At 63.2% G+C, this 24728-nt stretch carries 20 protein-coding genes; 15 read left to right on the forward strand and 5 right to left on the reverse strand.

Annotation, left to right across the window (positions count from 1 at the left end):
* Nucleotides 1-6 precede the first annotated feature (6 nt).
* The 15 genes from DOD19_RS21095 to DOD19_RS21165 all read left to right on the forward strand — a co-directional run bounded on the left by DOD19_RS21095 (nucleotide 7) and on the right by DOD19_RS21165 (nucleotide 18849).
* Nucleotides 7-1371, forward strand: coding sequence for an MBL fold metallo-hydrolase (locus DOD19_RS21095; RefSeq protein WP_024978890.1), 1365 nt, complete (start codon nucleotides 7-9; stop codon nucleotides 1369-1371).
* On the forward strand, nucleotides 1368-2309 hold the full coding sequence (locus DOD19_RS21100) for a ribose-phosphate pyrophosphokinase (RefSeq protein WP_112187864.1): 942 nt from the start codon (nucleotides 1368-1370) through the stop codon (nucleotides 2307-2309). The genes DOD19_RS21095 and DOD19_RS21100 overlap by 4 nt, the downstream gene beginning before the upstream one ends.
* Before the next feature lie 29 nt (nucleotides 2310-2338).
* Entirely contained in the window at nucleotides 2339-2617 is a 279-nt protein-coding gene (locus DOD19_RS21105) for a DUF1488 domain-containing protein (RefSeq protein ID WP_024978888.1), read from the forward strand.
* A gap of 10 nt (nucleotides 2618-2627) precedes the next feature.
* The gene (locus tag DOD19_RS21110; protein WP_112187866.1) at nucleotides 2628-4175 is read left to right on the forward strand and encodes a thymidine phosphorylase family protein; all 1548 of its coding nucleotides are present in this window, start codon (nucleotides 2628-2630) and stop codon (nucleotides 4173-4175) included.
* Nucleotides 4176-4200: 25 nt separating this feature from the next.
* Nucleotides 4201-4689: a hypothetical protein gene (locus DOD19_RS21115; RefSeq protein ID WP_235193249.1), complete on the forward strand. Its 489-nt coding sequence runs from the start codon at nucleotides 4201-4203 to the stop codon at nucleotides 4687-4689.
* A 297-nt stretch (nucleotides 4690-4986) separates the two neighbouring features.
* Nucleotides 4987-6072 (forward strand): efflux RND transporter periplasmic adaptor subunit, encoded by a 1086-nt coding sequence (locus DOD19_RS21120; protein ID WP_112187868.1) that lies wholly within the window; start codon nucleotides 4987-4989, stop codon nucleotides 6070-6072.
* A complete protein-coding gene (locus DOD19_RS21125) occupies nucleotides 6072-9185 on the forward strand; it encodes a CusA/CzcA family heavy metal efflux RND transporter (RefSeq protein WP_112187870.1) in 3114 nt (1037 codons plus the stop codon). Before DOD19_RS21120 ends, DOD19_RS21125 begins: the two co-directional genes overlap by 1 nt.
* The gene (locus DOD19_RS21130; RefSeq protein WP_112187872.1) at nucleotides 9182-10438 is read left to right on the forward strand and encodes a TolC family protein; all 1257 of its coding nucleotides are present in this window, start codon (nucleotides 9182-9184) and stop codon (nucleotides 10436-10438) included. Before DOD19_RS21125 ends, DOD19_RS21130 begins: the two co-directional genes overlap by 4 nt.
* A gap of 45 nt (nucleotides 10439-10483) precedes the next feature.
* On the forward strand, nucleotides 10484-11008 hold the full coding sequence (locus DOD19_RS21135; RefSeq protein ID WP_112187874.1) for a cytochrome b: 525 nt from the start codon (nucleotides 10484-10486) through the stop codon (nucleotides 11006-11008).
* Nucleotides 11009-11043: 35 nt separating this feature from the next.
* The gene (locus DOD19_RS21140; protein ID WP_112187876.1) at nucleotides 11044-13335 is read left to right on the forward strand and encodes a heavy metal translocating P-type ATPase; all 2292 of its coding nucleotides are present in this window, start codon (nucleotides 11044-11046) and stop codon (nucleotides 13333-13335) included.
* 5 nt (nucleotides 13336-13340) lie between these two features.
* Complete coding sequence (locus DOD19_RS21145; RefSeq protein ID WP_112187974.1) at nucleotides 13341-13985, forward strand: hypothetical protein; 645 nt, start codon at nucleotides 13341-13343, stop codon at nucleotides 13983-13985.
* A gap of 325 nt (nucleotides 13986-14310) precedes the next feature.
* Entirely contained in the window at nucleotides 14311-14601 is a 291-nt protein-coding gene (locus DOD19_RS21150; RefSeq protein ID WP_112187976.1) for a hypothetical protein, read from the forward strand.
* Between the two features lie 14 nt (nucleotides 14602-14615).
* Complete coding sequence (locus DOD19_RS21155) at nucleotides 14616-15320, forward strand: ABC transporter ATP-binding protein (protein WP_112187879.1); 705 nt, start codon at nucleotides 14616-14618, stop codon at nucleotides 15318-15320.
* Nucleotides 15314-17683: an ABC transporter permease gene (locus DOD19_RS21160; RefSeq protein ID WP_112187881.1), complete on the forward strand. Its 2370-nt coding sequence runs from the start codon at nucleotides 15314-15316 to the stop codon at nucleotides 17681-17683. Before DOD19_RS21155 ends, DOD19_RS21160 begins: the two co-directional genes overlap by 7 nt.
* A complete protein-coding gene (locus tag DOD19_RS21165) occupies nucleotides 17680-18849 on the forward strand; it encodes an HlyD family efflux transporter periplasmic adaptor subunit (protein WP_112187883.1) in 1170 nt (389 codons plus the stop codon). The genes DOD19_RS21160 and DOD19_RS21165 overlap by 4 nt, the downstream gene beginning before the upstream one ends.
* A 616-nt stretch (nucleotides 18850-19465) precedes the next feature.
* Here DOD19_RS21165 and bluB read toward each other — a convergent pair.
* From bluB to cobJ, 5 genes are read right to left on the reverse strand one after another with little or no spacing between them, the layout of a single operon-like run.
* Complete coding sequence (gene bluB, locus DOD19_RS21175) at nucleotides 19466-20113, reverse strand: 5,6-dimethylbenzimidazole synthase (RefSeq protein WP_112187888.1); 648 nt, start codon at nucleotides 20111-20113, stop codon at nucleotides 19466-19468.
* The gene (locus DOD19_RS21180; protein ID WP_112187890.1) at nucleotides 20110-21414 is read right to left on the reverse strand and encodes a cobyrinate a,c-diamide synthase; all 1305 of its coding nucleotides are present in this window, start codon (nucleotides 21412-21414) and stop codon (nucleotides 20110-20112) included. The genes bluB and DOD19_RS21180 overlap by 4 nt, the downstream gene beginning before the upstream one ends.
* 9 nt (nucleotides 21415-21423) lie before the next feature.
* A complete protein-coding gene (gene cobO / locus DOD19_RS21185; protein ID WP_024978873.1) occupies nucleotides 21424-22026 on the reverse strand; it encodes a cob(I)yrinic acid a,c-diamide adenosyltransferase in 603 nt (200 codons plus the stop codon).
* A gap of 27 nt (nucleotides 22027-22053) precedes the next feature.
* Nucleotides 22054-23184: a GTP-binding protein gene (locus tag DOD19_RS21190; protein ID WP_112187892.1), complete on the reverse strand. Its 1131-nt coding sequence runs from the start codon at nucleotides 23182-23184 to the stop codon at nucleotides 22054-22056.
* Nucleotides 23181-24722: a precorrin-3B C(17)-methyltransferase gene (gene cobJ / locus DOD19_RS21195; RefSeq protein ID WP_112187894.1), complete on the reverse strand. Its 1542-nt coding sequence runs from the start codon at nucleotides 24720-24722 to the stop codon at nucleotides 23181-23183. The genes DOD19_RS21190 and cobJ overlap by 4 nt, the downstream gene beginning before the upstream one ends.
* Nucleotides 24723-24728: the final 6 nt, after the last annotated feature.

Consider the following 24728-nt stretch of genomic DNA (forward strand, 5'->3'; position numbering starts at 1 on the left):
TGTGGCATGCGGCTGCAATTTCTTGGCGCCACCGACACGGTGACCGGCTCGAAGTACGTGCTTGAGACCGGCGCACGCCGTGTCATGGTCGATTGCGGGCTGTTTCAGGGCTACAAGTCATTGCGATTGCGGAACTGGGACAAGCTCGCCGTCAATCCGCACCACATCGATGCGGTCGTACTCACGCATGCCCATATCGACCACAGCGGCTACCTGCCGCTGCTGGTCCGAAATGGGTTCCATGGCCCGGTCTACTGTACGAAAGGCACGGCGGAACTGTGCAACATCCTGCTGCCTGACAGCGCTCGGCTTGCGCAGGAGGATGCGCACTACGCCAATGCCGAGGGGTTCTCCCGCCATCATCCCGCCTTGCCGCTCTACGATGAAAAGGACGCTGCCAGGGCATTACGCCGTCTGCATCCCGTTGATTACGGCGAGCGCTTTCCCGTTGCCGAGGGCGTGGAAGCGGAGTTCCACCGTGCAGGACACATCATCGGTGCCGCAACGGCGACATTGCTGGCCGAGGGCCGTCGCATTGTTTTTTCTGGCGATCTGGGGCGGCAGGTCGATCCCGTCATGCGGCCACCCGAACCCATTGCGGAGGCCGATACCTTGCTGGTCGAATCCACCTATGGCGATCGCGTGCATCCGGAGGGTGACCCGCTCGATGCACTCCAGCAGGTTGTGCAGCGGACAATCGGGCAGGGCGGCACGCTGCTGATTCCTGCCTTTGCGGTGGGGCGTACGCAAGAGCTGCTGTACTGCCTCTACACGCTGATCCGCGAACATCGGATTCCGCATGTGCCGATCTACCTCGACAGCCCGATGGCCGAACTGGCGACCGGGGTGTTTTCGCATCATGTTGACGATCTGCATATCGGGGCTGCCGACTGCCAGGCAGCTTGTGCGTTGGCCGTTCCGGTGCAGAGCCCCGAACAGTCGAGGCATTTGGGGAGCGATCGCGCGCCTAAGATCATCCTTGCGGCAAGCGGTATGGCGACGGGTGGCCGGGTGCTGCATCACCTCAAGAGCTTTGGCGGCGGCAAGCGCAACGCCATCCTGATGTCTGGGTTCCAGGCGGCCGGCACACGGGGCGCGGCGCTGCTGGCCGGTCAGCGGGCGTTGCGCGTGCACGGACGTGAGGTCGCCATCCGGGCCTCGGTTGAGCAGATTCAGAATCTGTCCGCCCATGCGGATGCCAATGAACTGATGGCCTGGTTACGGGGCTTTACGCGGCCGCCACGGCAGACCTTCATCGTGCATGGCGAGCCGTCCGCCAGCGACGCGTTGCGTCAGCGCATCGAGCGCGAACTACAGTGGCCAGTCCGCATGCCGGAGTATCGCCAGTCCTACGATCTGGAGGGTTCATGACCGCGCCGGCTGTTGGTCTGGCTTCGCAGCGTGTGCTGATTGCCATGCCCGGCTGCGAAGCCGCCACCATGCGACTTGCCACCCCGCTGAGCGCGGAACTGGGGCATGCCGCCGTGAGCCACTTTCCGGACGGGGAATCCTACGTGCGCCTGTGCACGCCCGTGCACGGCGCCGAAGTTGCCATTGTGTGCACACTCGATCATCCCGACGAGAAACTGTTGCCGCTGCTGTGGCTGGCGATTGCCGCACGCGAGGGCGGCGCGCGCCGCGTTGGATTGATTGCGCCATACCTGCCCTACATGCGGCAGGACGTCATCTTCAAAGCGGGCGAGATTCGCGCTGCAGAACACTTTGCTGCCTTGTTGAATCCCGTATTCGACTGGCTTGTCACGGTGGATCCGCATTTGCATCGCATTTCGCATTTGTCGAATGTCTATTGCATGCCGACGGCCGCCGTGGAAGCCGCGCCTGCCATTGCCGCATGGATCCAAACCCATGTACAGGCGCCGTTCCTGATCGGGCCAGACGAAGAAAGCAGACAGTGGGTCGCGCATGTGGCCGGCATTTGCCAAGCCCCATGGGCAGCATTGACCAAGACGCGGCACAGCGCGTGGCACGTGGAAATCGCAGAATTGCCGAATATTCCAACGCACTGTGTGCCTGTACTGATCGACGACATCATCTCGACCGGGCGCACGATGCTCGCCGCAGCGGACTTGCTGCGGCGCGCCGGTCAGCCGAAGCCGGTTTGCGTTGGGGTACACGCTGTGTTTGCCGACAACGCGTATAGCCAACTGTGTGCCGCCAGCGCAGAGGTGGTCACGTGCGACACCATCCCGCATCCCTCGAACCAGATTGCACTCACAGAGCCGCTGGTCGACGCCATTTCACGCATCTTTGATTTACCCATGCCTTCGAGCAAGCAGATGCTTGTTTGACGAGGGCGCTTTCGTATCTGGAGGCCATCATGAAACAGATCAGGTTCCTGCCTGACGACCCGACATACTGCGCAGCGGGTCCGCGTCTGCAATGCAGCGCGTCGGTCGATGGCAGCTCCGCAAGCTATGCAATCACGGCCGAGGCCCTTGAGGACCATTTTGGCGCGCGCTCCTGCCAGTCGGACGATCTGCTCAGTGCATTCAAAGTGCACCGCAGTGATATCGAAGAAGTCGCACGCATGCTGTTCGAGCAGACCGGTTCCAAGGAGATCACGCTACACAGCGGGCACTTCCGGTTCGCCGGTTGATGCGCGTGTCATGAGCACCCTCTCCATGCTCGCGGTTGACGCAGCCGTTGTGCCGCAGGGGTGCCTCCGGTTCAAGGCGCTTGGCATTGACACGTGGCAGGAGCATGTCATCTACATGCACCCGGACAGCGCGATCTGCCGGTCGGAGGGCTTTACCGCGCAGGCCCGTGTGGAAGTCCAGATCGGGCAGCGATCGACGATCGCCACGCTGAACCTGGTCGGGTCGGGGCTGCTGGAAAAGCATGAGGTGAGCCTGTCAGCCAGCGCGGTCGATGCATTGATGGCGCGCCCGGGTGACGAGATCTGTGTCAGGCATGCGCCGTCGCTCGAGTCCCTGCGCGCCTTGCGGGCCAAGATCTATGGTGGGCATCTGGACGCCAAGCAGTTGCACGAGATAATCGCGGACATTTCGAACGAGCGCTACGCCGATGTCCATATCGCAGCCTTCCTGAGTGCCTGTGCATCGGGCCGCATGACCATCAAGGAAACCATCGACCTCACACAAGCCATGGTCGACTCGGGCGAGCGCCTGCAGTGGGATCGCGCCGTCGTGGCAGACAAGCACTGCGTGGGCGGGTTGCCCGGCAATCGCACCAGCCCCATCGTCGTTGCCATCTGTGCGGCGGCGGGGCTGCTGCTGCCCAAAACCTCATCACGCGCCATCACCTCGCCGGCGGGTACCGCAGACGTGATGGAAACGCTCACCCGGGTCAACCTGACCGCTGCCGAGCTGCGATGCGTTGTCGGGCAGGTTGGGGCATCGCTTGCGTGGGGCGGGGCGTTGAGCCTCAGCCCTGCGGACGATGTGCTGATTCGCGTGGAAAGGGCACTCGATGTCGACAGCGATGCACAGCTCGTGGCGTCCATTCTTTCCAAGAAGATTGCAGCCGGGTCCACGCATGTGTTGATCGATGTGCCCGTGGGCCCGACGGCCAAAGTCCGCAGTGTCGAAGACCTCGAGCGCCTTGAAATGCTGCTCAAGCGCGTGGCCCAGGCATTTGGGGTGCAGGTGCTGATGGTGCGCACGGATGGCGCGCAGCCCGTTGGCCGTGGAATTGGCCCCGCGCTGGAAGCCAGAGACGTTCTGGCTGTACTTGAGCGGTCTCCTACGGCGCCTTTCGACTTGCGGGAACGGTCTTTATTGCTCGCCAGCGCATTGCTGGAGTTCTGCGGCGCAGCGGTTGCCGGAACGGGGCTCGACATGGCAACCGGCCTGCTGGATAGCGGCGCCGCATGGCGGAAGTTCGAGGCGATTTGCGAGGCGCAGGGCGGCTTGCGCATCCCCGGAGAAGCCGTCTTCCGCCGAGAGGTCGTTGCCGAGCAAAATGGCATCGTCACGAACATCGACAACCGCCACCTTGCGCGCATCGCAAAACTTGCAGGCGCACCGATGCGTCAAGTCGCGGGGGTGGAAATGCATGTGCGACTGCGCGATCAGGTCAGTGTTGGGCAGCCGCTGTTTACGATTCACGCGCAAGCGTCCGGTGAGCTGGAGTATTCGTCGGCATATGCGTTGACGCATGCTGTGGTGGGTCTGTCTCCGATGGACGCGGGCTGATATCAAGCACTAAACGAAAGGCACATTGCGTTACAATCTTGAAATGCCACGTGCGACCGCAAGCATCTCGCTTCGGGCAATGCTGTTGTTGACCATCGTGTTGATGCAGCTGCTAAGCCCGCTTCTGCACGGCCATCTCGGAACACCGAAACAATTTGGCCTGCACGTGCACACCGCGCTTCCTGCTGCGGTTGATTCTCATTTCCAATCTTTACCGTTTGCCCACCGCGCTTCCATCAAGGAATCGGTCGACGCCGCCCCTCATGACTGGGCATTGACGAACCACGAGCCCTTCGAGGTGGACGTCGAGCCCGCCCTTGGCCCTGCGGACCTGGGTGCATTTCTTTGGGCAGCGGCGGCGCCGGGGGTATCCGCGCTGACGTTCCTCCTGCTTGCGGCGCTTGCTTTCGCCGCAGTATTTCGTCCCGCCTATCGCCCAACGCCCGTTCGAGCGCGCTGGCGCGATCGCATCAATCGGCCGCCTCCTGCCCAGGCACCTCCGCTGCAGTTCTGATCCGTACCCGGTTGACGGCCGGCGGGCGGGTTGCTCCGCAACTTGTTGACTTGCAACAAGCCTCTCGTGTCTGCATTGGCGATGATGAATGTGTCAGAAGTGTTGTCTTCTGATTCATGGCGCACGCCTGACGCTACGCGGTGGTAGCAATTCCACTTCCATCGGCCATCCACCGTAAGAGTTTGTCGTTCGCGTCGCATGGAAATGCTGAGCGACGGTTGATCTTTAGGTCGCTCGCGTATGCGCGGCAATCAGAGGTAGCGTCCGTGGCGCTGCCTCCGAGGATTGGAGTCAGGCATGTCTTTCAAACGAATCGTCGCGGCCAGTGCGTGTATTGCGCTGATCGCGTTTCCCCTTGAGCAGGCCGCTGCCCAAGCAGGCCCCCAGGTGGTGCCGCTATCGGCTGAGCAGGCGCGCTCCCTCGGCGTGCGCTTCAGCCCAGTCGCCGCTTCTTCAGGGCTGGAGGTCGGCACGCATGCGCGTGTCGTCTTCAAGCCAGATGCACAATATGTGGTGGCTGCCCCATACGCGGGCATGGTGCCCCGGGTGTTGGTGTCGGTCGGGCAAACCGTCCGGGCGGGCCAGCCGCTGGCCGGTTTTCTGAGCCCGCAGCTCTTCGAAACCAGCCGCGCACTGACGGAAGCCAACTCCCAGGCGCGGCTCGCGCAGCAGTCGCTCGCGCGCGACAAGGCGCTATACGACGACGGCATCATCGCTGCAAGCCGCTGGCAGGCCACGCAGGCGCGGGCCGCTGAAGCCAGCGCCATGGTCAAGGCGCGCAGGGCAGAGCTGGCCTCCGCAGGCATCGCATTCAGCGGCGCGGGCGGTGAGGCGCAATTGGTTGCCAGCCGTGGCGGTGTGGTGTCCGAAGTCAACGCCGTTCCGGGGGCGCGAGTAGATGCGGCGGCACCGCTTTTCAGGATCGTTGATCCGGCGGCTCTGGAGCTGGACCTGCTCGTTGGCCGCGACATACCGGTGCCGGCCCCAGGCGACCGGGTCGAGATCGCACAACGCGGCGCGGGCGGCACCGTCATCGGTGTCGCGCCTTCCGGTGATGGCACTGCTGGTGTGCGCGTGCGTGCGTCGCTGGAGCGACGTGGGGACCTGCGTGCCGGAGAGAGCGTCAACGTCACGCTCAAGCTGCGCAGCGCGGCCAATGCAAACGCGCCGGGCCTGCTGCGGGTTCCTGTGGCTGCGCTGGTCTACGTGCGGGGTGTGCCCGGCGTATTCGTCGCGACCGACAAGGGTTTCCGCTTCCAGGATGTCGCAGTCGCCAGTACAGACGACGCCGTCGCTGTCGTCCGTGCCAACCTGCCAGCGGGTACACGCGTGGCGGTGACAGGTGTCGGCGCGCTCAAGGGCTTGCTGGCGGGAGAGCAGTGATGTTGCCCCGCCTGATTGAGTTCTCTTTGCGCCAACGCGTGCTGGTGCTGATCGCGGCTGGCGTGCTCGCTGTGGCCGGCGTGTGGGCGTATCTGAACCTGCCGATCGACGCGTTTCCCGATATCTCGCCGACGCAGGTCAAGGTCGTGCTGAAGGTGCCGGGCATGACCCCGGAGGAGGTCGAACAGCGGGTCTCGACGCCTATTGAGCAGGAGCTGCTCGGCCTGCCGCACAAGACGATCGTGCGCTCGGTATCCAAATACGGCATCAGCGACGTGACCGTCGATTTTGAAGAGGGCGTAGACGTCTACTGGGCGCGCCAGCAGGTATCGGAGCGCTTGGCCGGCTTGGCGCGTGATCTGCCGTCGACCGCAGTGGGCGGCCTGGCGCCTATCACCACGCCGTTGGGCGAGATGTTCATGTTCACGGTGGAGGGCGATGGCTACTCCTTGGCCGAGCGGCGCCGCGTGCTGGACTGGGTGATCCGGCCAGCGCTGCGCACCGTGGCAGGCGTGGCCGACGTCAACGCCTTGGGCGGCGAGGTGCGCAGCTATGAGGTAACACCCGACCCAGCCCGGTTGCGCGCACGCTCCGTCACCCTTGAGCAACTGCGTCAGTCGCTGGACGCCAATAATCGCAACGACGGGGCAGGGCGGCTGGACCGCGGAGACGAGCACTGGGTCGTGCGCGTGGAAGGTGGCATACGCGGGCTGGATGATCTGCGTGCGATTGTCGTGGTACCGGCGCAGAGCCTGACTTCCGCCCCTGCGGTCACGGTTGGTGATGTTGCGACCGTGCGGCTGGGTGAAGCCACCCGCAACGGCGCTGTCAGCAAAGACGGCAACGGTGAAGCGGTTGAAGGGCTGGTGCTGGGCCTGCGCGGCAGCGATGCCCGCAAGCTGGTCGAGGCGGTGCAGGAGCGGCTGGATGCGCTAGGGCCCCAGTTGCCGAAGGGCATGTCGACCCACGTCTTCTACAACCGCGGTGAGCTGGTAACACGGGCGGCCAATACTGTGGTTCGCGCCTTGATTGAGGCCAGCGTGCTGGTCGTCATCACCTTGTATCTGTTCCTGGGTGGGGTGCGGTCGGCCCTGGTCGTGGCGGCCACACTACCGCTGTCGATGCTGGCGACCTTTCTCCTGATGCGCTATGTGGGCCTGACGGCCAACCTGATGAGCCTTGGGGGGCTCGCCATTGCACTGGGCATGCTCGTGGATGCAGCCGTCGTCGTGGTCGAGAACATCGAGACGGCCATGGCGCGCGCACAAGACCACAAGACAGATCCTGCTCTGCGCGGTGCGGTCATCCGCCATGCAGTGGCAACGGTAGCGGTACCGATGCTGTCGGGCGTTTCGATTATCGCCATCGTGTTCCTGCCGCTGCTGTCACTGCAAGGTCTGGAGGGCAAGCTCTTCGGGCCGGTGGCGCTCACCATCGTGCTGGCGCTGGCCTCGTCCGTGGTCATTGCCTTTACGGTGGTCCCGGCGCTCGCTTCTTTGCTCTTGCTTGCGCATGCAGATGAGCCACCCTGGTTGATGCGTAAGGTCGCGAGCGGTTTTGCGCGAATCCAGGCATGGACGACAACGCATCGCCGCACGGTGTTCGGCCTGGCCGGGGCGGCGTTGGCGCTGGCCGTGGTGTTGTACATGTCGGTCGGCAAGACATTCATGCCAACGATGGACGAGGGCGACCTGATCGTGCAGTTGCAGAAAGCACCGTCCGTTTCGCTAACGGCTTCGCTGGACATGGACCAACGCGTGCAGCAGGCGCTGCTCAAGGAGGTGCCGGAAATACGCTCGATCGTCGCACGCTCGGGTTCGGATGATCTCGGCCTTGACCCGATGGGGCTGAACGAAACCGATACCTTCCTGGTACTCAAGCCCAAGGATCAGTGGCGCGGCAGCAAGGAAGACATCGCGATTGCGATCCGGCGCGTGATGGAGCGCTTCCCGGGCGTGATCTACGGCTTCACGCAGCCCATTGAGATGCGTGTCTCGGAGATGCTGACCGGCACACGTGGCGACGTTGCCATCAAGCTCTTCGGCAGCGACCTTGCTGCCATCGATGCAGCCGCGCAGGCCATTGCTGCCAAGGTCCGCACCATCCCGGGCGCGGCAGAGGTGATTGCGCCCAGCAACAGCGGCGTGCAATACCTGAAAGTGTCACTGAACCGCGCTGCGGTCGGTCAGGCTGGCTTCTCCGGCGACGCCCTCCAGGCGCAACTGCGCGCCCTGATCGAGGGCGACCGGATTGGCGTGGTGCCCGAGGGCATCGTCCGCACGCCGTTGATCTTGCGTGGCGGAGCAGGCTTGCGGCAGGCGCCCGAAAACCTGACCAACCTTCTGGTAACGGCACCCGACGGCAAAGCATGGCCGCTCACCTCTCTGGCACGTATCGAACGCGTGGATGGGCCCGTGCGTATCAACCACGAAGACGGCGCCCGGTTTGCCGTGATCCAGGCCAATGTTGACGGTCGTGACCTGGCGGGTTTCGTGCAGGAAGCCCAGGCAGCAGTCGGCGGTATTGGCACGTTGCCAAAAGGATTGCGGGTGGTGTGGGGTGGCCAGTTCGAGAACCAGCAACGCGCCGCAGCGCGCCTTGCGTTGGTTGTCCCATTGGCCCTGTGCGCAATCTTTCTCTTGCTGATGTTGACGTTCCGCTCGGTGCGGCAGGCAGTGCTGGTGGTCGCCAACATTCCGTTCGCGCTCGTCGGCGGCATTGCGGCGCTGCGGATATCGGGCGAATACCTTTCGGTGCCGGCCTCCGTTGGCTTTATCGCATTGCTCGGTATCGCGGTGCTCAACGGCGTGGTGCTGGTTTCGCACTTCAACACGCTATTGGAGTCCGGCTTGGGTATGGCGCAAGCCGTGCGCGACGGCGTACGCGACCGCCTGCGGCCCGTCCTGATGACGGCCTGCATTACCGCACTGGGGATGATTCCGCTACTGCTGGCAAGCGGGCCGGGGTCAGAGATTCAGCGGCCGCTGGCGATCGTCGTATCGGGCGGGCTGATCTCTTCGACTGCGCTGACGCTGCTTCTTCTACCCCTGCTGTTTGAACGCTTTGGGTTGCCTCGGCCGCGTGCGGCCGCCGGGCAGGGAGATTCACAATGAGGTTGGACCTGTTTCGCATCGTATTGGCGGGAGCTAGCGCGATGCTGCTTTGGAGTGCCGCAGCGCAAGCGCAAATCCCGCCGACCTATCTGCCGGCGGAGAGCGCAGTGCGCGAGGCCGTCGCGCAGTCGCCTGACGTGCTTGCGGCAGAGGCCCGCCGCGATGCCGTACTGGCTCGGGCAGAAGGCATCCGCGCTGGCACAGCGGAAACTGTGGTGCGCGCAATTGGCCAAGGGCGCCAGGTACGCGACCCCTCAGAGCGCCATGCCGAAGGGCAGATCGCTGTGGAGCGGCCGTTGCGGCTTTGGGGCAAAGCGCAGGCCGATGGGCAGCTTGCCGATGCCGCCGCCGAGGCTGGGCAGCTGGCCGTCAAGGATGCGCGCCACGAGGCATCGCGCCAGATTCTGGCCCTCTGGTTTGCCGCCGTGCGTGCAGGGCAGGCACGCCAGGCGGCGCAGGAGAATGCCAAAGCGGCCACTGATCTGGCGGCGCTGACTGCCCGGAGGGTGCAACTGGGCGATGCCTCTCGCCTGGATGCTGAATTGGCCGCCGCCGATCGGGCGCGCACGCAAGCTGCGCTGGCGACAGCCGTTGCTACGGAACAGACGGCGCAGGCGGAGCTGCAAGCGCGGTTTCCGGGGTTGGGCCACCCCACGTCTGGCCCCGACACCGCGCTGCCCGCATTGCCGCAAGATCCACCAGATCGATTACGGACACAGTACATTCAAGACAGCCACGAATACCGTCTTGCGATGGCAGAAGAGGCCCAGGCACAACAAATGGCCAAGCGTGCAGATCTGGAGCGTCGGCCTGACCCGACCGTCGGCATGTTTGTTACGGTGGAGCGCGGCGGTGCGGAACGCATCATGGGCGTGAGCGTTGCCATGCCGATCGGTTCGGCGCATCGGCGCTCAACGGCTGCTGCGGCGGCGGCCGATGCGGAAGCGGCAGCTCGGCGTAGATTGGGTTCTGAGCGTCGGCTGGGTGCCGAGTTCGACGTGCTCTATGGCAACTTGCAAGGCAAACGGGCGAGCGCGCAAGCGCAGGTGGAAGCGGTTACGCTGCAGAAAAGCGCATCCGACAGGGCAACCCGTTCATATCGCGCAGGTGAGTCGGGCTTGACTGAACTACTGGCAACGCGCCGTAGTCTGGCTGAGGCCCTGCTTGGCGAGCGGCTCGCACGCGTCGACCTGCTGGAGGCAGACAGCCGCCTCCAGCTCGATCTGCACCGGATGTGGGACTTTGACGATTGACCTGCTCCAGCCTCACCCCTTACTCAACACATTCTGGATAACGCTATGCAATCTGAACCGAAATACTCCCTCACCATGCGCTCGCTCCATTGGCTCGTGGTTCTGGCGGTGTTGATCGCCGTCGTGGCCATCGAAATCATGGATTTCTTTCCGAAAGGCAGCGCCGAGCGTGCCGCTCTGTTCATGGTCCATCAGACAGCAGGGCTCTCCGTGTTCGCCCTGATGGTGTTGCGCTTGCTGGCCCGGGTGGGCACGCAGGCACCGCCTCCCGTGCCGGGCACACCGCTGGTTCAGCTTGTCGCGCGACTCACGCACGGCGTGCTCTACGTCCTGATGGTGGGGATGCCCGTTTTGGGTTTGCTGGCGCTGGCTTTGGCAGGCAAGCCGATTCAACCGTTCGGACTGAATCTGACGCTGGCGTTGGCGCAGGACAAGTCGTTGGCCCACTTGGCCAAGGAAATTCATGAGTCGGGCGCGACGGTCGTTTATATCGTGGTCGGGCTGCATGCCGCCGCGGCGCTCTGGCATGAGTTCATCCTGAAGGATCGGCTGCTGCGCCGCATGATCTAGCCCACATGAAAACTGCGCCGACAAGAGCCTCAGCGATGCACTCCGCGCGCTTGCTTGCCAACGTTGCATTGCTTGCTTTGTCGGTGCTGACCTTGGCGGCAGGGTTATGGGCACGGTACCTCGGTGCCGATGTGCTCGCGCGGCAACTCTGGCTGATTGGCGTCGTGCCGAACTGGGTGGCCCTGGTCGTCACGATTGTTCAGTCACTGATGCGACGCCAGGCCGGGGTGGATGTTCTGGCGGTGACGTCGATTACCTTTGCGCTCTTGTCGGGCGAGGTGCTGGTCGCCTCGGTCATTGCGTTGATGCTCGCGACCGGGCGCGCGTTGGAAGACTTTGCCCAAGCGCGTGCGCAGCGCGAGATGACTGCGCTGCTTGGCCATGCACCCAAGCGGGCCAATCGCTTCGACGACGGGCAGTGGCATCAGGTCAGCCTGGAGAAGGTTCAAGCGGGTGACCGGTTGCTGGTGCGGCACGGCGAAGTCGTGCCGGTGGACGGCACCTTGTCCGAGCCTGCCGATCTGGATGAATCCACGTTGACAGGAGAATCCCTCACCCGCCATCGCCAGGCGGCAGATGCCATTTGCAGCGGCGTGCTGAATGTGGGCGCCGCTTTCGAAATGATCGCCAGTGCGTCTGCCGAAAAGAGCACGTTTGCGGGCGTTGTCCGGCTGGTCAGTGCAGCGCAGGCAGAACGTAGCCCCTCCGTAAGGTTGGCTGACCGGTACGCCTTTGCCTTTGGGGGCGTCGCCGTTCTCCTGGCGGGGGCAAGCTGGATCCTTACCGGTGATTCGGCGCGTTGTCTTGCCGTGCTCGTCGTGGCCACGCCGTGCCCATTGATCCTGGCAGTGCCTGTCGCCATCGTTTCAGGGCTATCGCGTTGCGCCAAGCGAGGCGTACTGGTCAAAGGCGGCGGCGCATTGGAGCGACTGGCGTTGGCCGACACGCTGTTCTTCGACAAAACGGGCACCCTGACCAGCGGATATGCACGATTGGTCGACGTCGAATGCGCCCCGCAATACGCATCCGATGTTGTGCTGGGCTTGGCCGGTTCACTCGCACAGGCATCGAATCACGTCACGGCAGAAGCCGTCGCCAAGGCCGCGCGCGAACAGGGCGCGACGCTGAAACTTCCGAGTGCCGTTGTCGAGAGTCCGGGAGCCGGCGTTTGCGGCCGCGTTGAAGGGCATGTCGTTTCCATCGGCGCGTTGCCGTATGTCTTGGGTTCGTCTGATATGCCGCGCTGGGTGGAAGCGTTCGTCAAGCGCGTGAGCTATGCCGGTGCGTCGGCTGTCTTTGTCGGCGTGGATGGTGAACTGGTGGGCGCATTGCAGTTGATTGACCGCGTTCGCCTTGAGGCACCTCGCGCGCTGCGACTCCTGCGTCGAGAGGGCATCACCCGGCAGGCGATGTTGACCGGGGACCGGGCAGACGTTGCCGAATCCGTCGCATCCATGTTGGGGGTGACGGAGGTCTATGCGGCCCTGTCTCCGGCGGCCAAGCTTGCGGTGATCCGGGGGGCACGCGCCGACGGCAGGGTGGTCATGGTTGGCGATGGCGTCAACGATGCGCCTGCGCTCGCTGCTGCGGACATTGGCGTGGCAATGGGTGCGCGCGGCGCTGCTGCCTCTTCGGAAGCTGCAGACATTGTCTTGTTGGTGGACCGTCTGGATCGGCTCGTTGACGCGGTCCGGATAGCGCACCGCACACGCCGCGTCGCGCTGCAGAGCGTGATGATCGGCATGTCGTTATCGCTGGCCGCTATGGTTGTCGCTGCACTCGGTTATCTGGCGCCTTTGCCAGGCGCAATGCTGCAAGAGGTCATTGATGTATTGGCGATCGCCAGCGCGTTGCGAGCACTGCGGCCAACAGAAGACGAGGCAACCCGGTCACTCGTCTCTGCAGACGTCGAGCGCCTCACGGCCGAACACGCGGAGCTGGAACCCATCCTGAGCCGGATCCGCGTGGTCGCGGACTCACTGCCCCATATGGCCGGTGGTGCGGCAAAAGCCGCGCTGCTATCGCTCAACCAGTCCTTGGCAGACGTACTGGTGCCGCATGAGCGCCGCGACGATACCCAGCTCTATCCTGACGTCGCCCGCCTGCTTGGTGGGGATGACCCGATGGCTGCCATGAGCGCCATGCATCGCGAGATATTCCGCGTGACAAACCTGTTGGGCCGGATCGTGGCGGATGTTTCCTCCGACGGCCCTGACGCCGCTGTGACGCAGGAGCTGCAACGCTTGCTGTATGGGCTCGATGCCATCCTGCGGCTGCATTGCGCACAAGAAGACGAACTGTTCCATGTGCTCGGAGGAGAGGCTTGATCGTCATGACAAACCTGCTCGCATTGTTCGCGACCGTCCTGCTGCTGAATGTGATGCCGGCCTTCGCACCGCCGACGTGGATGGTGATGTCATGGATCGGCTTCTCACGGCCTGATGCCAACCCGGTGCTTCTTGCGGGCATTGCCGCTTGCGCGGCAACCCTCGGCCGTCTGGTTCTGGCGCGGCTATCCTGCTCGCTCGTACGCAATCGCTGGATGCGCGAGGCGGATCGTCAGAACATCGACGTTGTCCGCGCCTGGCTCGAAGACCGCAAAGGTATGACGGTCGGGCTGATGCTCGCGTACGCGTTCAGCCCGTTCCCGTCCAATTACATCTTCATAGCCTACGGCTTGACCGGGATGCGGCTTTGGTTGATCGGGCTTCCGTTCTTCGTTGGCCGCTGGATAAGCTACCTGACCTGGACGCGCATTGCCCAGATTGGTGCCCGTTATCTGGATGTGGAAACGGAGATCGACGGCGCGTATATGGGTGTGTACTTCGTCGTGTCGCAGCTCGTGTTTCTGGCGCTCGTTTATGGGTTTGCCAAACTGGATTGGCAGTACCTTGTGCAAGCGAAGCGTCTGCGCTGGCGGCGACCGGATTCAATCGCATCGTCCGCCAAAGCCGCACGGACAAAGGCAGGGCGATGAGCAGACCCACAAGCTTTGAGTCGGGAATGCAATGGGCAGCGCCTGGTTCCGGACCGGTCGTCGCGCATGTCATCGACAGTGCGCATTTGGAGTGGGATATCAACTCACTGAATACGCGGCGGATTACCGATACGTTGGCCCCTCAGCGCTGGCATCTGTACTGATTGAGGTAAGTCAACGTCTGGCGGGCAAATGCAAGTAGCCTGAAAGAACCCGTGCGCTGGCCCTCTCTTCTTCGCCCGGAAAACCCTGCCCAGACATGCGAGGGCAGAGCTTGATGAGGCTGGCATGCATGACAGCCCCGTATGCTTTGCAGGAGATCGATATGTCGGCCTGGGCAATTGAACAGTACCGGGGCTGCTCTATTCATATCTTGGCGGTCGTTGGGCGGTGCGATGAATTCAAGTACGCCTACACCGGCTTTGTCTGCTCGCCCAAGTCAGCCGCGCTGGAATATCCCAAATTGGAGCGCTTCCACCACGTCTCTCCGGACTTTGATTCTGTGGATGTTGCAATTGCGGCAGGCATGCTGGTCGGAAGGGCAATCGCAGAACGCTGGACGTCGCTTTCTGGGCAGCGCCGAACATCTGAGCGGCTTACTCGCCAGCCGCCTTAGCCGACTGGTGTGTCGTGGAAACGGTGTTCAATATTCAGGCCGTCAGCAAGGTCTATCCAATGGGAAGCGTGAGCGTGCGCGCCCTGGAACACGTCGATCTGGAACTCGGCGCGGGTGAGATCGTTGTGCTGCTCGGGGCATCGGGCAGTGGCAAATCCACGTTACTCAACCTGATGGGCGGGCTGGATACACCAACAACCGGTTCCATCGTGTATCGGGACCACGATCTTTCCCACGCGGGGGAACGAGGTCTAACGCGATTCCGCCGGGAACACGTTGGATTCGTCTTTCAGTTCTACAACCTGATTCCAAGCCTGACTGCTCGCGAGAACGTCGCACTGGTGACGGACATCGCAGAGCGCCCGCTGGACCCCACTGAGGCCCTGAACCGGGTCGGGATCGGGGCGCTGGCGGATCACTTTCCCTCGCAGATGTCGGGGGGTGAGCAGCAACGTGTTGCCATCGCCCGCGCTGTCGCAAAGCGGCCAGATGTCCTCCTGTGCGACGAGCCGACAGGCGCATTGGATTTCCGGACGGGGCAACTGGTGCTAGAGGTGCTCGAACAGGTGAACCGCGAGTTCGGCACCCTGATCGTCATCGTCACGCACAACGCCGTCATCGCCGACATGGCGGATCGTGTCGTTCGCATGAGCAGCGGCACCATTGTCGAGCAACGCCGCAACGCTCAGCGTGCCCGCGTGGGGGATCTGGCATGGTGACCATGCTTGTCCGGCTACTCTGGCGAGACCTCTGGCAAATGCGGGCGCAGGTGGTAGCGGCGGTCTTGGTTGTCGGATGCGGCGTTGCTACGTTTGTGGCGATGCGCAGCACCTATCTGGCTTTGTTGAACGCCCAGCAGGACTACTACGCGTCATATCGCTTTGCCGATCTTTTCGTGCATCTGAAGCGCGCACCACTGGAGACGGCTTCGCGCATTGCTGCATTACCGGGGGTGTCACATGTGGACGCACGCGTGGTGTCAGATGTCACGGTCGACATACCCGGCCTTTCCGAGCCAGCCACGGCGCGCCTTGTTTCGATCCCGGAACTCGGCTGGCCCGCGCTGAACCTGTTGCATCTTCAAAGCGGCCGATACATTTCGCCGGGCCGCGAAGACGAGGTGCTGGTCAGCGGGGCCTTTGCAGATGCCAATGGCCTGCGCCCCGGCCAATACTTCAGCGCCATCTTGAACGGCCGCTGGAAGCGCCTGCACATTGTTGGTCTTGCAATCTCGCCGGAGTATGTCTACGAGGCAGGCGCCGGCTCCATCTTCCCCGACAACCGTCACTACGGCGTGGTGTGGATGGGAACGAATGCGGTTTCAGCAGCGTTCCGCATGGACGGCGCTTTCAATGATCTCGTGTTGTCTCTCGATGCAAGCGTGCCCGCGCCGCACCTCATGGCGCAGATCGATCGAATGTTGTTGCCGTACGGCGGACTTGGAACAATCAGCCGGGAAGACCAGATATCGAATCGGTTCATTACCGACGAGATCGCACAGAACCGCGTGACTGCCACCTATGTGCCGGCCATCTTTTTTCTCGTCGCGATGTTTCTCTTGCAGAACGTCCTGACCCGGCTGATCGATACACAACGCTCGCAGATCGGCTTGATGAAGGCGTTTGGATACGGTGATCTTTCAGTAGGTTTGCATTACCTGCAGCTCGGGTGCGTCGTTGCTGCGGCGGGTACTGCTATCGGTATTGGTGGCGGATTGGCATTAGGGACGTATCTGACCGATCTCTACGCCCGGTACTATCGGCTGGCTCACCTCGAATTTCGCGCCGATCTTTCGACGATGGCCTGGGCGTTCTTCATCAGCTTCGGAACGGCACTTGGCGGTGCCATCATGAGCACTGCGAAGGCCATGAGGTTGATGCCCGTCGAGGCGCTTCGCGCAGTCGTTCCTCCGGCGTTTTCAGTGGGCTGGGTGGAGCGGGCGGGCATCTATCGGCAACTCAGCGTGGTGTGGCGAATGATTGCGCGCAATATCGCGCGCCAACCCGTCAAGTCGCTCCTTGGTTCCTTAGCCATTGCATGCGCGAGCGCGATTCTTGTCGTCGGCGGGTTCTTCTTCGATTCAATCGATTTCCTTTTCGATACGCAATTTCAGCAAATCGAGCGCCAGGAAGTGACGGTGGCCTTTTCTCAGCCGTTATCTCACCGCGCCGTCTACGCGATCGAGCGTCTGCCCGGCGTGCTGAAGGTCGAGGGGTTTCGCGATGTACCGGTCAAGCTATCCGCTGGGTATCGGTCTCGGCGCGTGTCGCTGAGCGGAATCGCTCAGAAGGCAGATCTGCACAGGCTGGTTGATGATGAGGGCAGACCGCTGCATATTCCCCCGGATGGCTTAGTGGTTTCGGCAAGACTTGCCGCCGTTCTTGGCATAAAACCCGGTGATCCGGTCACCATCGAAGTGCTTGAAGGCGAGCGTCAAACCAGACAGGTCACGTTGATGCAGCTGTCCGGCGATCTGGTGGGCGTCGCGGCCTACATGGACCAGAAAGCGCTGGCGAAACTGCTGGGGGAGAGCGGAAACTGGTCAGGGGCAAGGCTGTCAGTCGATCAGCATGCGGCTGCGCATCTGTATGCGACGCTCAAGCGGCTGCCGACGGTGAATGCGGTGGCAGTGCGCCAGTCCGTCATCGCCAGCTTCCGTAAGATCATGGACGAAAGCGTTCGTCTGTCCACGTCCATCAACTTCGCCTTTGCCTGTGTGATTGCGTTTGGTGTGGCGTTCAATGGCATGCGAATCGCTTACTCGGAGCGCGTTCAGCAGTTGGCTTCCCTGCGCGTGCTCGGGTTCACGCAGACCGAGGTCGCTTGGATTCTGCTTGGGGAGCAGTTTGTGCTCACCGCCATTGCGCTCCCAGCCGGACTCCTGCTTGGCTATGGCGTGTGCGGGCTCCTCTCGACTCGGCTGGCAACAGATTTATACCGCCTTCCGCTCGTGGTTCATGCCGCGACCTTCGCTTACGCATTCCTTGTAGCGGGTGGGGCGGTTGTGTGTTCGGGGCTGCTGGTGGCGGGCAAGATCAGACGGCTGGATATCGTCGCAGTGCTTAAGGCCAGAGAATCATGAAGCGCGGCGCTCTGCGAAAGTCCCTTGCTCTTGCTGGTGCCGCGCTTGCGTTGGCATTGACGCTCGCGTACGCGCTCTGGCCAACGCCTGCGACAGTGGACACAGGGCGCGTCACACGTGGGCCGCTTCAAGTCACGATCGACGAAGACGGCGAAATTCGTGCGCATGATCGTTACGTCATCACGGCACCGATCACAGGCCGACTGCTTCGCGTTGAACTGCATGAAGGCGATCAGATTAAAGGCGGGCAGGTGATCGCCGCTCTGGTGCCAGTGCCGATGACGCCGGGGGAGCGAGCTTCGCAACGGGCGCGTGTTGATGCGGCAGAGGCAATTTTTCGTGAGGCCCAGGCGCGGGCCGCTCACGCCAGGGCGGACTACGAACAGGCTCGCCGAGACCTGGCCCGGGGCGAAACGCTTCTGAGCAGCGGTGCCATGTCAAGGCAGGAAGTGGAGCAGATGCGGACCATGTCTGCCTCCAGTGCCAGCGATCTGTCCGCAGCACGCGCGAGGGAGACGTCGGCCGCAGCCGACGTTCGTGTCGCGATGGCTAATCTGAAGGCGTTGGAAGCAGGGCAGCCTGTTGAAGTCCGGGCACCGGCCAACTCAGTGCTGCTACGCATCGAACAGCAAAGTGAGCGCGTCGTGCTCGCAGGTACGGTCCTCATGGTCTTAGCTGACCCTTCGCGCTATGAACTGGTGGTCGACGTGCTGTCGACCGATGCTGTCAAGATCAGCGCCGGCATGCGTGTATCGGTCGTGGAGTGGGGTGGCCCATTGGCGGTCAACGCCACGGTACGGACAGTCGGCCCGGGGGCGTTTACCAAGGTGTCGGCGCTGGGGGTCGAAGAGCAGCGCGTCCATGTTGTCGCGGACCTTGTGGACCCACCGGGAAGATTGAATGATGGCTACCGCGTACAAGGCCGCATCATCATCTCGGACCAGCCTGATGTGCTCAAGCTGCCGATCGGCGCGTTATTCCGCTGTGGCGACCACTGGTGCACGTTCATCGTCAAGAATGGAAAAGCTGCCCAGCGAATCATTCAGATCGGGCAGCGCAACGCGGAAGAAGCCCAGATACTCGATGGGCTTCAGGACCACGACACTGTGGTCACGTATCCCCCAACGACACTAAGTAACGGCATGAGCGTGCGCCCCCTGAAATAAGCCTCTGAACGCCCGCTGCGTACCGGGGGGGGAATACTTGCTCGGCCCCGAAGCGACGCATCGCGTTGGATACCACCGAAGCCGAGCTCAGGCTCATCGTAAGCGTCAAGTTTCGGTGATACCCGGCCATTGGGCGGATGCTTTTGCCGGTACCGTGCCGTCGCCAGTGGCCGACGCCACGCGCGGCCGTTTCAGCATCGCAAGAGCGGGCAGGTCGGGCGGCCGCGCTTTGACGCAACGTTAATCCCTATTGATTGAGGTGCGGCCACGAGACGGGCGAAGTGGGCACGCGGCGCTTAGCTTGATATACGCAGGTATTGACTGCTGTTAAGACGGCCTATTCGTCTTTGCCGGCAGCGGTTATCTGCCACTGTTCCTATGGAAACCCCTCTTTGGATCGGCCTAGCGTGACGGCTAGCCGCGCCTCACCAGCGATGTAGTCCCAGTAGCAGATCCGGTTCGCCTGGCTTCGCCCAGTGTGACCAGAGACATGCGACGAGCCGTGTCGGTGCTGGGTCCGGGCGGAATTCGAGAGCGATTTTCTCGCCCGCTTGGCCGGTTATGCGCTCAGAGAAGGCATCCCGGAGAATCAGGCCATGCGTCGATGCCGATCCCTTCAATCCGTGCTCCAGTAGTTTTCGAGCAGCATGTCGGACAGTGATTGCCGTTCTGCCCAGCCTTCCTGTTCGAGCATCGGCTTGTCGTAGAAACTGTCGACATGGCCTAGACAGAGGATGGCAACGGGCCGGGCATCGGCTGGCAACTTCAGCAATCGCCCAAGCAGTTGTGGATCGAACAGCGACACCCAGCCCATGCCGATTCCCTCGGCGCGGGAAGCCAGCCACAGGTTCTGGATCGCGCAGGCGACCGAGGCGAGATCCATCTCGGGCATGGTGCGACGGCCGAAGATATGTCGCTCGCGTCCGTCCATAAGGGCGGCGATCAGAACTTCGCCGCAGTCCAGAATGCCCTCGACTTTCAGCCGCATGAACTCGTCTTCGCGCTCGCCCAGCGCGCTGGCCGTGCGTCTGCGCTCGGCATCAACCTGAGCATGCATTTGCGTTCTCAGTTGCCGGTCGGTAATGCGGATGAAGCGCCACGGCTGCATGAACCCCACACTGGGGGCGAGATGTGCGGCATGCAGCAAGCGCCGCAGCACATCAGGATCAATCGGGCCCGGACGGAAATGCCGCATATCACGACGCTCGCGGATGACCCGATAGACGGCATCGATTTCACTGTCGCTGTAACGATGTCGGTTCATGGCTTGAAGAGCGCGGCGGTGGCACTCGGGCTGGAGGGGAAGTAGCAGTGCAGATAGCTCGCCAGGATGCTGCCGTGGCGATAGATGGCCTCGCCAGGCGCTGCCCCATTGGCCCGGCGCGCATGGGTATAGGGTGCAAGCGGAGTCTGCACGCTTGAATAGTGGAAGGCATGACCACGCAGCGTCTCGCCACCGAGCTCGACCGATTGCAGGCCGAGCGCGGCAAGCCGGTTGTGCAGCGTGGCGTGGCCCGGCAGGAGCCCGAGCATCGGGCCCGTGGTGCCGGTTCGCTCAGTAAGCGCGTCAAGCAGGTAAAGCATGCCCCCGCACTCGGCAAACAGGGGCTTGCCGGCAGCGACGTGTGCGCGCAGCGTAGCCCGGGTGGCCCCGTGGGCACCGAGCGCTTTCAGGTGCAGTTCGGGGTATCCACCGGGCAGGTAGACCGCATCGGCGGCAGGTAGCGGTTCATCGGCCAGTGGCGAGAAATACGCGACTTCTGCACCCAACGCGCTGAGCAATTCCAGGTTGGCCGGGTAGAGGAACGAAAACGCCAGGTCTCGGGCCACGGCAATGCGCACGCCGGCCAGCAGTCGTGGCACTGCCACAGCCGCTGCCGGCGCAAACGCCACGGGCGGGGGCAGTTCGGCCAGCCCGGTCTCGGCAATGCGTGCTGCCGCGGTGGCAATGCGCGATTCGAGATCGTCGATCTCCTGCGCCTGCACGAGGCCGAGATGACGCTCGGGCAGCGCCATCGCCGGGTCGCGCATCACCGCACCGGCGCAGGGTAGCGATGGCGGCAGCATCTCAAGCAGCATCTCGGCATGGCGGGCGCTGGCGACACCATTGGCCACGACGCCGTGAAACGGCAGGCCGGGCCGAAACGTCGCCAAGCCGTGCGCTACCGCGGCAAACGTCTGTGCCATGCCGCTGACATCAATGATCGGAAGAACGGGCACGTTGAACACCGCCGCCAGGTCAGCGCTCGATGGCGTACCGTCGAACAGCCCCATGCTGCCCTCGATGAGGATCAGGTCTGCGCTGGCGGCGGCATCGTAGAGCCGGCGGCGGCACTCGGCTTCGCCGGTCATCCACAGGTCGAGCGAATACACCGGATTGCCCGATGCGCGTTCCAGGATGAAGGGATCAAGAAAGTCAGGCCCCGTCTTGAACCCATGGACGGAGCGACCGAGGTTACGGTGATGGCGCGCGAGACCGGCCGTGAGCGTGGTCTTGCCCTGGTGAGAGGCCGGCGCCGTCAGGAACAACGCGGGACAGGAGCGGGCTGCGGTTTGCGTAGGCATGGCTCGGTTCTAGTATTCAACCCCTTGCTGTGCCTTCACACCCTGCTCGCGATAAGGGTGCTTGACCAGGCGCATCTCGGTGACGAGGTCGGCCGCCTCGATCAGGGCCTCGGGCGCGTGCCGACCGGTCACGACCACGTGCAGCGCGGGCGGGCGCGCTGCGAAGACGGCCAGCACCTCTGCCAACGGCAGATAGTCGTACTTGAGCACGATGTTCAGCTCGTCCAGGATGACCATGTCGTACTCGCCGCTTTGGATCATGCGGCACGCCTCTGCCCAGCCCTTGCGGGCGGTTGCGATATCCGCGTCGCGGTCCTGCGTGTTCCAGGTGTAGCCGTCGCCGCTCGTCAGAAAATCACAGTTGGGAAAGCCGCCCAAGAGGTCACGCTCGGCGGTATGCAGCGCGCCCTTGATGAATTGCACAACACCTAGGCGCATGCCGTGGCCGACCACGCGCAGCCCCATGCCGAAGGCGGCGCTGCTCTTGCCCTTGCCGGTGCCGGTATTGACGATCAGCAATCCCTTTTCATGCGTTGCCGCGGCCTTCTTTTTTTCGAAGCCGGCCTTTCGCCGTTCGGTCATGCGCTGGTGCGCGGTCGGGTCTGTCTGCATGGTGCGATCTTCCTTGGGTTCGTCCGCTTACCGCCACGTGGTGCCTGTCAACGCGTTCAGTTTTTCCATGACGCGCGCGCGGCTTGGGTGATAGCCGATGAAGACCAATTGTGCGTGCCGCGCCGGTGCCGCATCGGCTTCGTGCCGCAGCTCTATCCGGCTGCGTACGCCTTGGACAAGCAATCGGCCTTCACCGCTGGTCGTGGGCGCGAAGCCCTTGATGCGCAGCAGGGGTTCGCTGCGCGCAATGGCGGCGATGGCCTCACGCAGCGTGTCGGCGTCCTGCGCCTGGGTGCTGCGAAGCAGGAATGACAGCCACCCCGGGTCCTGCTCGTGAAAATGCTTGTGCGTGCTGAGGCCGTGGCTGTGTGCGCCGAGGCTGCCGTGGCTGTGGCCGTCGAACAGGCGCTGGTTTGCAAGGGGGCGCATTTTCAGGCCGGGTATGCTGGCCATCGGCCCATAGTGCCGATGCTCTGTGTTGGCCGGCTCGTGCAGATGCAGGCCCAGCGTCAAGCGAGTATCGAGTTTCGCCTTCTGGGCCAATTCAATGAAGCGGATGGACGGCGCAAGCGCACGCACGCGTGCCTCGGCATCGAGCAAGGCTGGCTCGCCCAGCGCGTCGATCTTGTTCAAGACCACGATATCGGCGTTGGCCAATTGCATGTCGAACAGACCGGCCACGGATTGATCGAGGTCCTGGTTCGCACCGGCGGTGGCCTGACGGAATTCGCCCGCCAGCAGCAACGGTGTGTCGACCACTGCCAGCGTGGCGTCGAGAACAAAGTAGGGGGCCAGCGCTTCGCTCTGCAGTTGCTCCATCACGGCGGTCGGCAGGGCGAGTCCCGAGGTTTCGATCAGCACGTGGTCGATCAGGCTGCGGCGTTGCCAGAGCGCCAGCATGGTCGGCAGGAAATCCGCGTCGTCGTCGTAGGCCACCAGGCCATTGGACAGGTCGTGGATTTCAACCCCACTGCCTTCCTTGCCCTCGCCGCCCTCACCGCGAAGAAGCGCACCGTCGATGGATACTTCGCCAAATTCATTGACCAGGATCGCGAGGCGGCGCTGCTTGCAGTCGCGCATCAGATTTGACAGCAGCGTGGTCTTGCCGGCGCCAAGAAAGCCGGTGATGACGGTCACGGGAATGCGTGGCTGGCTCATGCGTGCAGCCCTCGCAGCATGGCCAGCACCGACGCAAAGTCAGAGGCCGTGGCCGGAGTGTCGAGGCTGGGCCGGTCGACGACGATCAGCGCAATACCGTGCGCTGCCGCCGCTGCCGCCTTGGTGCGGACCCCGCCGGCGTCTCCGGAGTCTTTGGTGACCACGCAGTCGATCGCCCAGTCGCGCCACAGCGTTTCGTTGGCCGTTTGGGAGAAGGGGCCCTGCATGGCGACGATGTGAGAACGCGGAATACCGGCATCGATTGCACGCTGAAGGTGCTGCGGGTCCGGCGCCAGGCGCACGAACCATTGGTGGTCCACCGCGCCTGGCGCCTGCACGAAGCGCGCGACGTCCTTGGAGCCGGTGGCAAGGAAGATGCGTTTTCCGTATTGCATGGCCAGTTGCGCGGCGTCTTCGATCGACGCTGCGCGCTGCGCACTGTGCAGGCTCATGGCGCGCGGCCGTTCGTAACGCAGGTAGGGCAGATCGAGCTCCTTGGCGAGCGCGATCAATTGCTGCGAGATCTCCGTGGCGTAGGGGTGCGTGGCATCGACAATCGCGCGCGCACGGCTTCCCCGCAGCAGTTCGCGCCGGCGCTCGATGCCTAGCCGGCCCGCGATCGGGGTGGCCCCGGGGCACGCTTGTCCGGCCAGTTCGGCGCCGTATTCGCTGGCGCTCGAGACCACGGTGCAGTGGCCCGCCGCAACGATCTCCCGCGCCAGCGCGTTGCCGTCGCTGGTGCCGGAGAAGACCCAGGTCGCGCCGACCGGCAGGTTGGCAGCGGTAACCGTGTCCGGTGTGTCGTCCCAGTTGCCGTAACCGCGCGGGGTATAGATCCAGCCGCGCTTGCGTTTGGTGAAACGGTTGCCGATCACCAGGGTGGTGAGCATGTCGAAGCGCCGCGTGCGCAGCTCGGCCAGCGTGAGGATTTCTACGGTCTGGTCTTCGCGGTAAGCATTGCGCACGATACCGCACAGGGTCTCCGCACGCTTATGTTCGAGCATGATGTCGAGGATGCGGTAGACCCCCTCCTGGCGCTGCTTGCTCTGCACGTTGTAGAACACTGCAGCGAGGTCGGCCTGGGCGATGTGGCGGGCGCGTGTTTCGATCCATGCCCACGGACAGAGCAGGTCGGACAGGCTCAGGGTGGCGAAGTCATGCGACAGCGGAGAACCGAGCAGCGATGCACAGGCGTTGGCCGAGGTGATGCCGGGGATCAGTTGCACGTCATAGCGGTCGTCCTCCGCCATCTCTTCGAATGCCAATGCCGCCATGGCGTAGATGCCGATATCGCCGCTGGAGATCAGGGCCACGGTCTTGCCTGCGCGTGCCTGCGCGATGGCAAGTTGTGCGCGGTCGCGCTCCTGGGTCAGCGGCAAGGTGTGGATGGTCTTGCCCGCAATCCAGGGTTGGATCCAGGTGAGGTAAAGGTCGTAGGCGACGATCACCTCGCTGGCCTGCAGCGCGGCTTCAACCATCGGGGGAATCAGCTCGCGCGTTCCTGGGCCGACGGACACCAAATAAAGTTTGCCGGTCATGGATGG

The sequence above is a fragment of the Ralstonia sp. GX3-BWBA genome, assembly GCF_003290055.1.
Lineage (GTDB): Bacteria > Pseudomonadota > Gammaproteobacteria > Burkholderiales > Burkholderiaceae > Ralstonia > Ralstonia holmesii.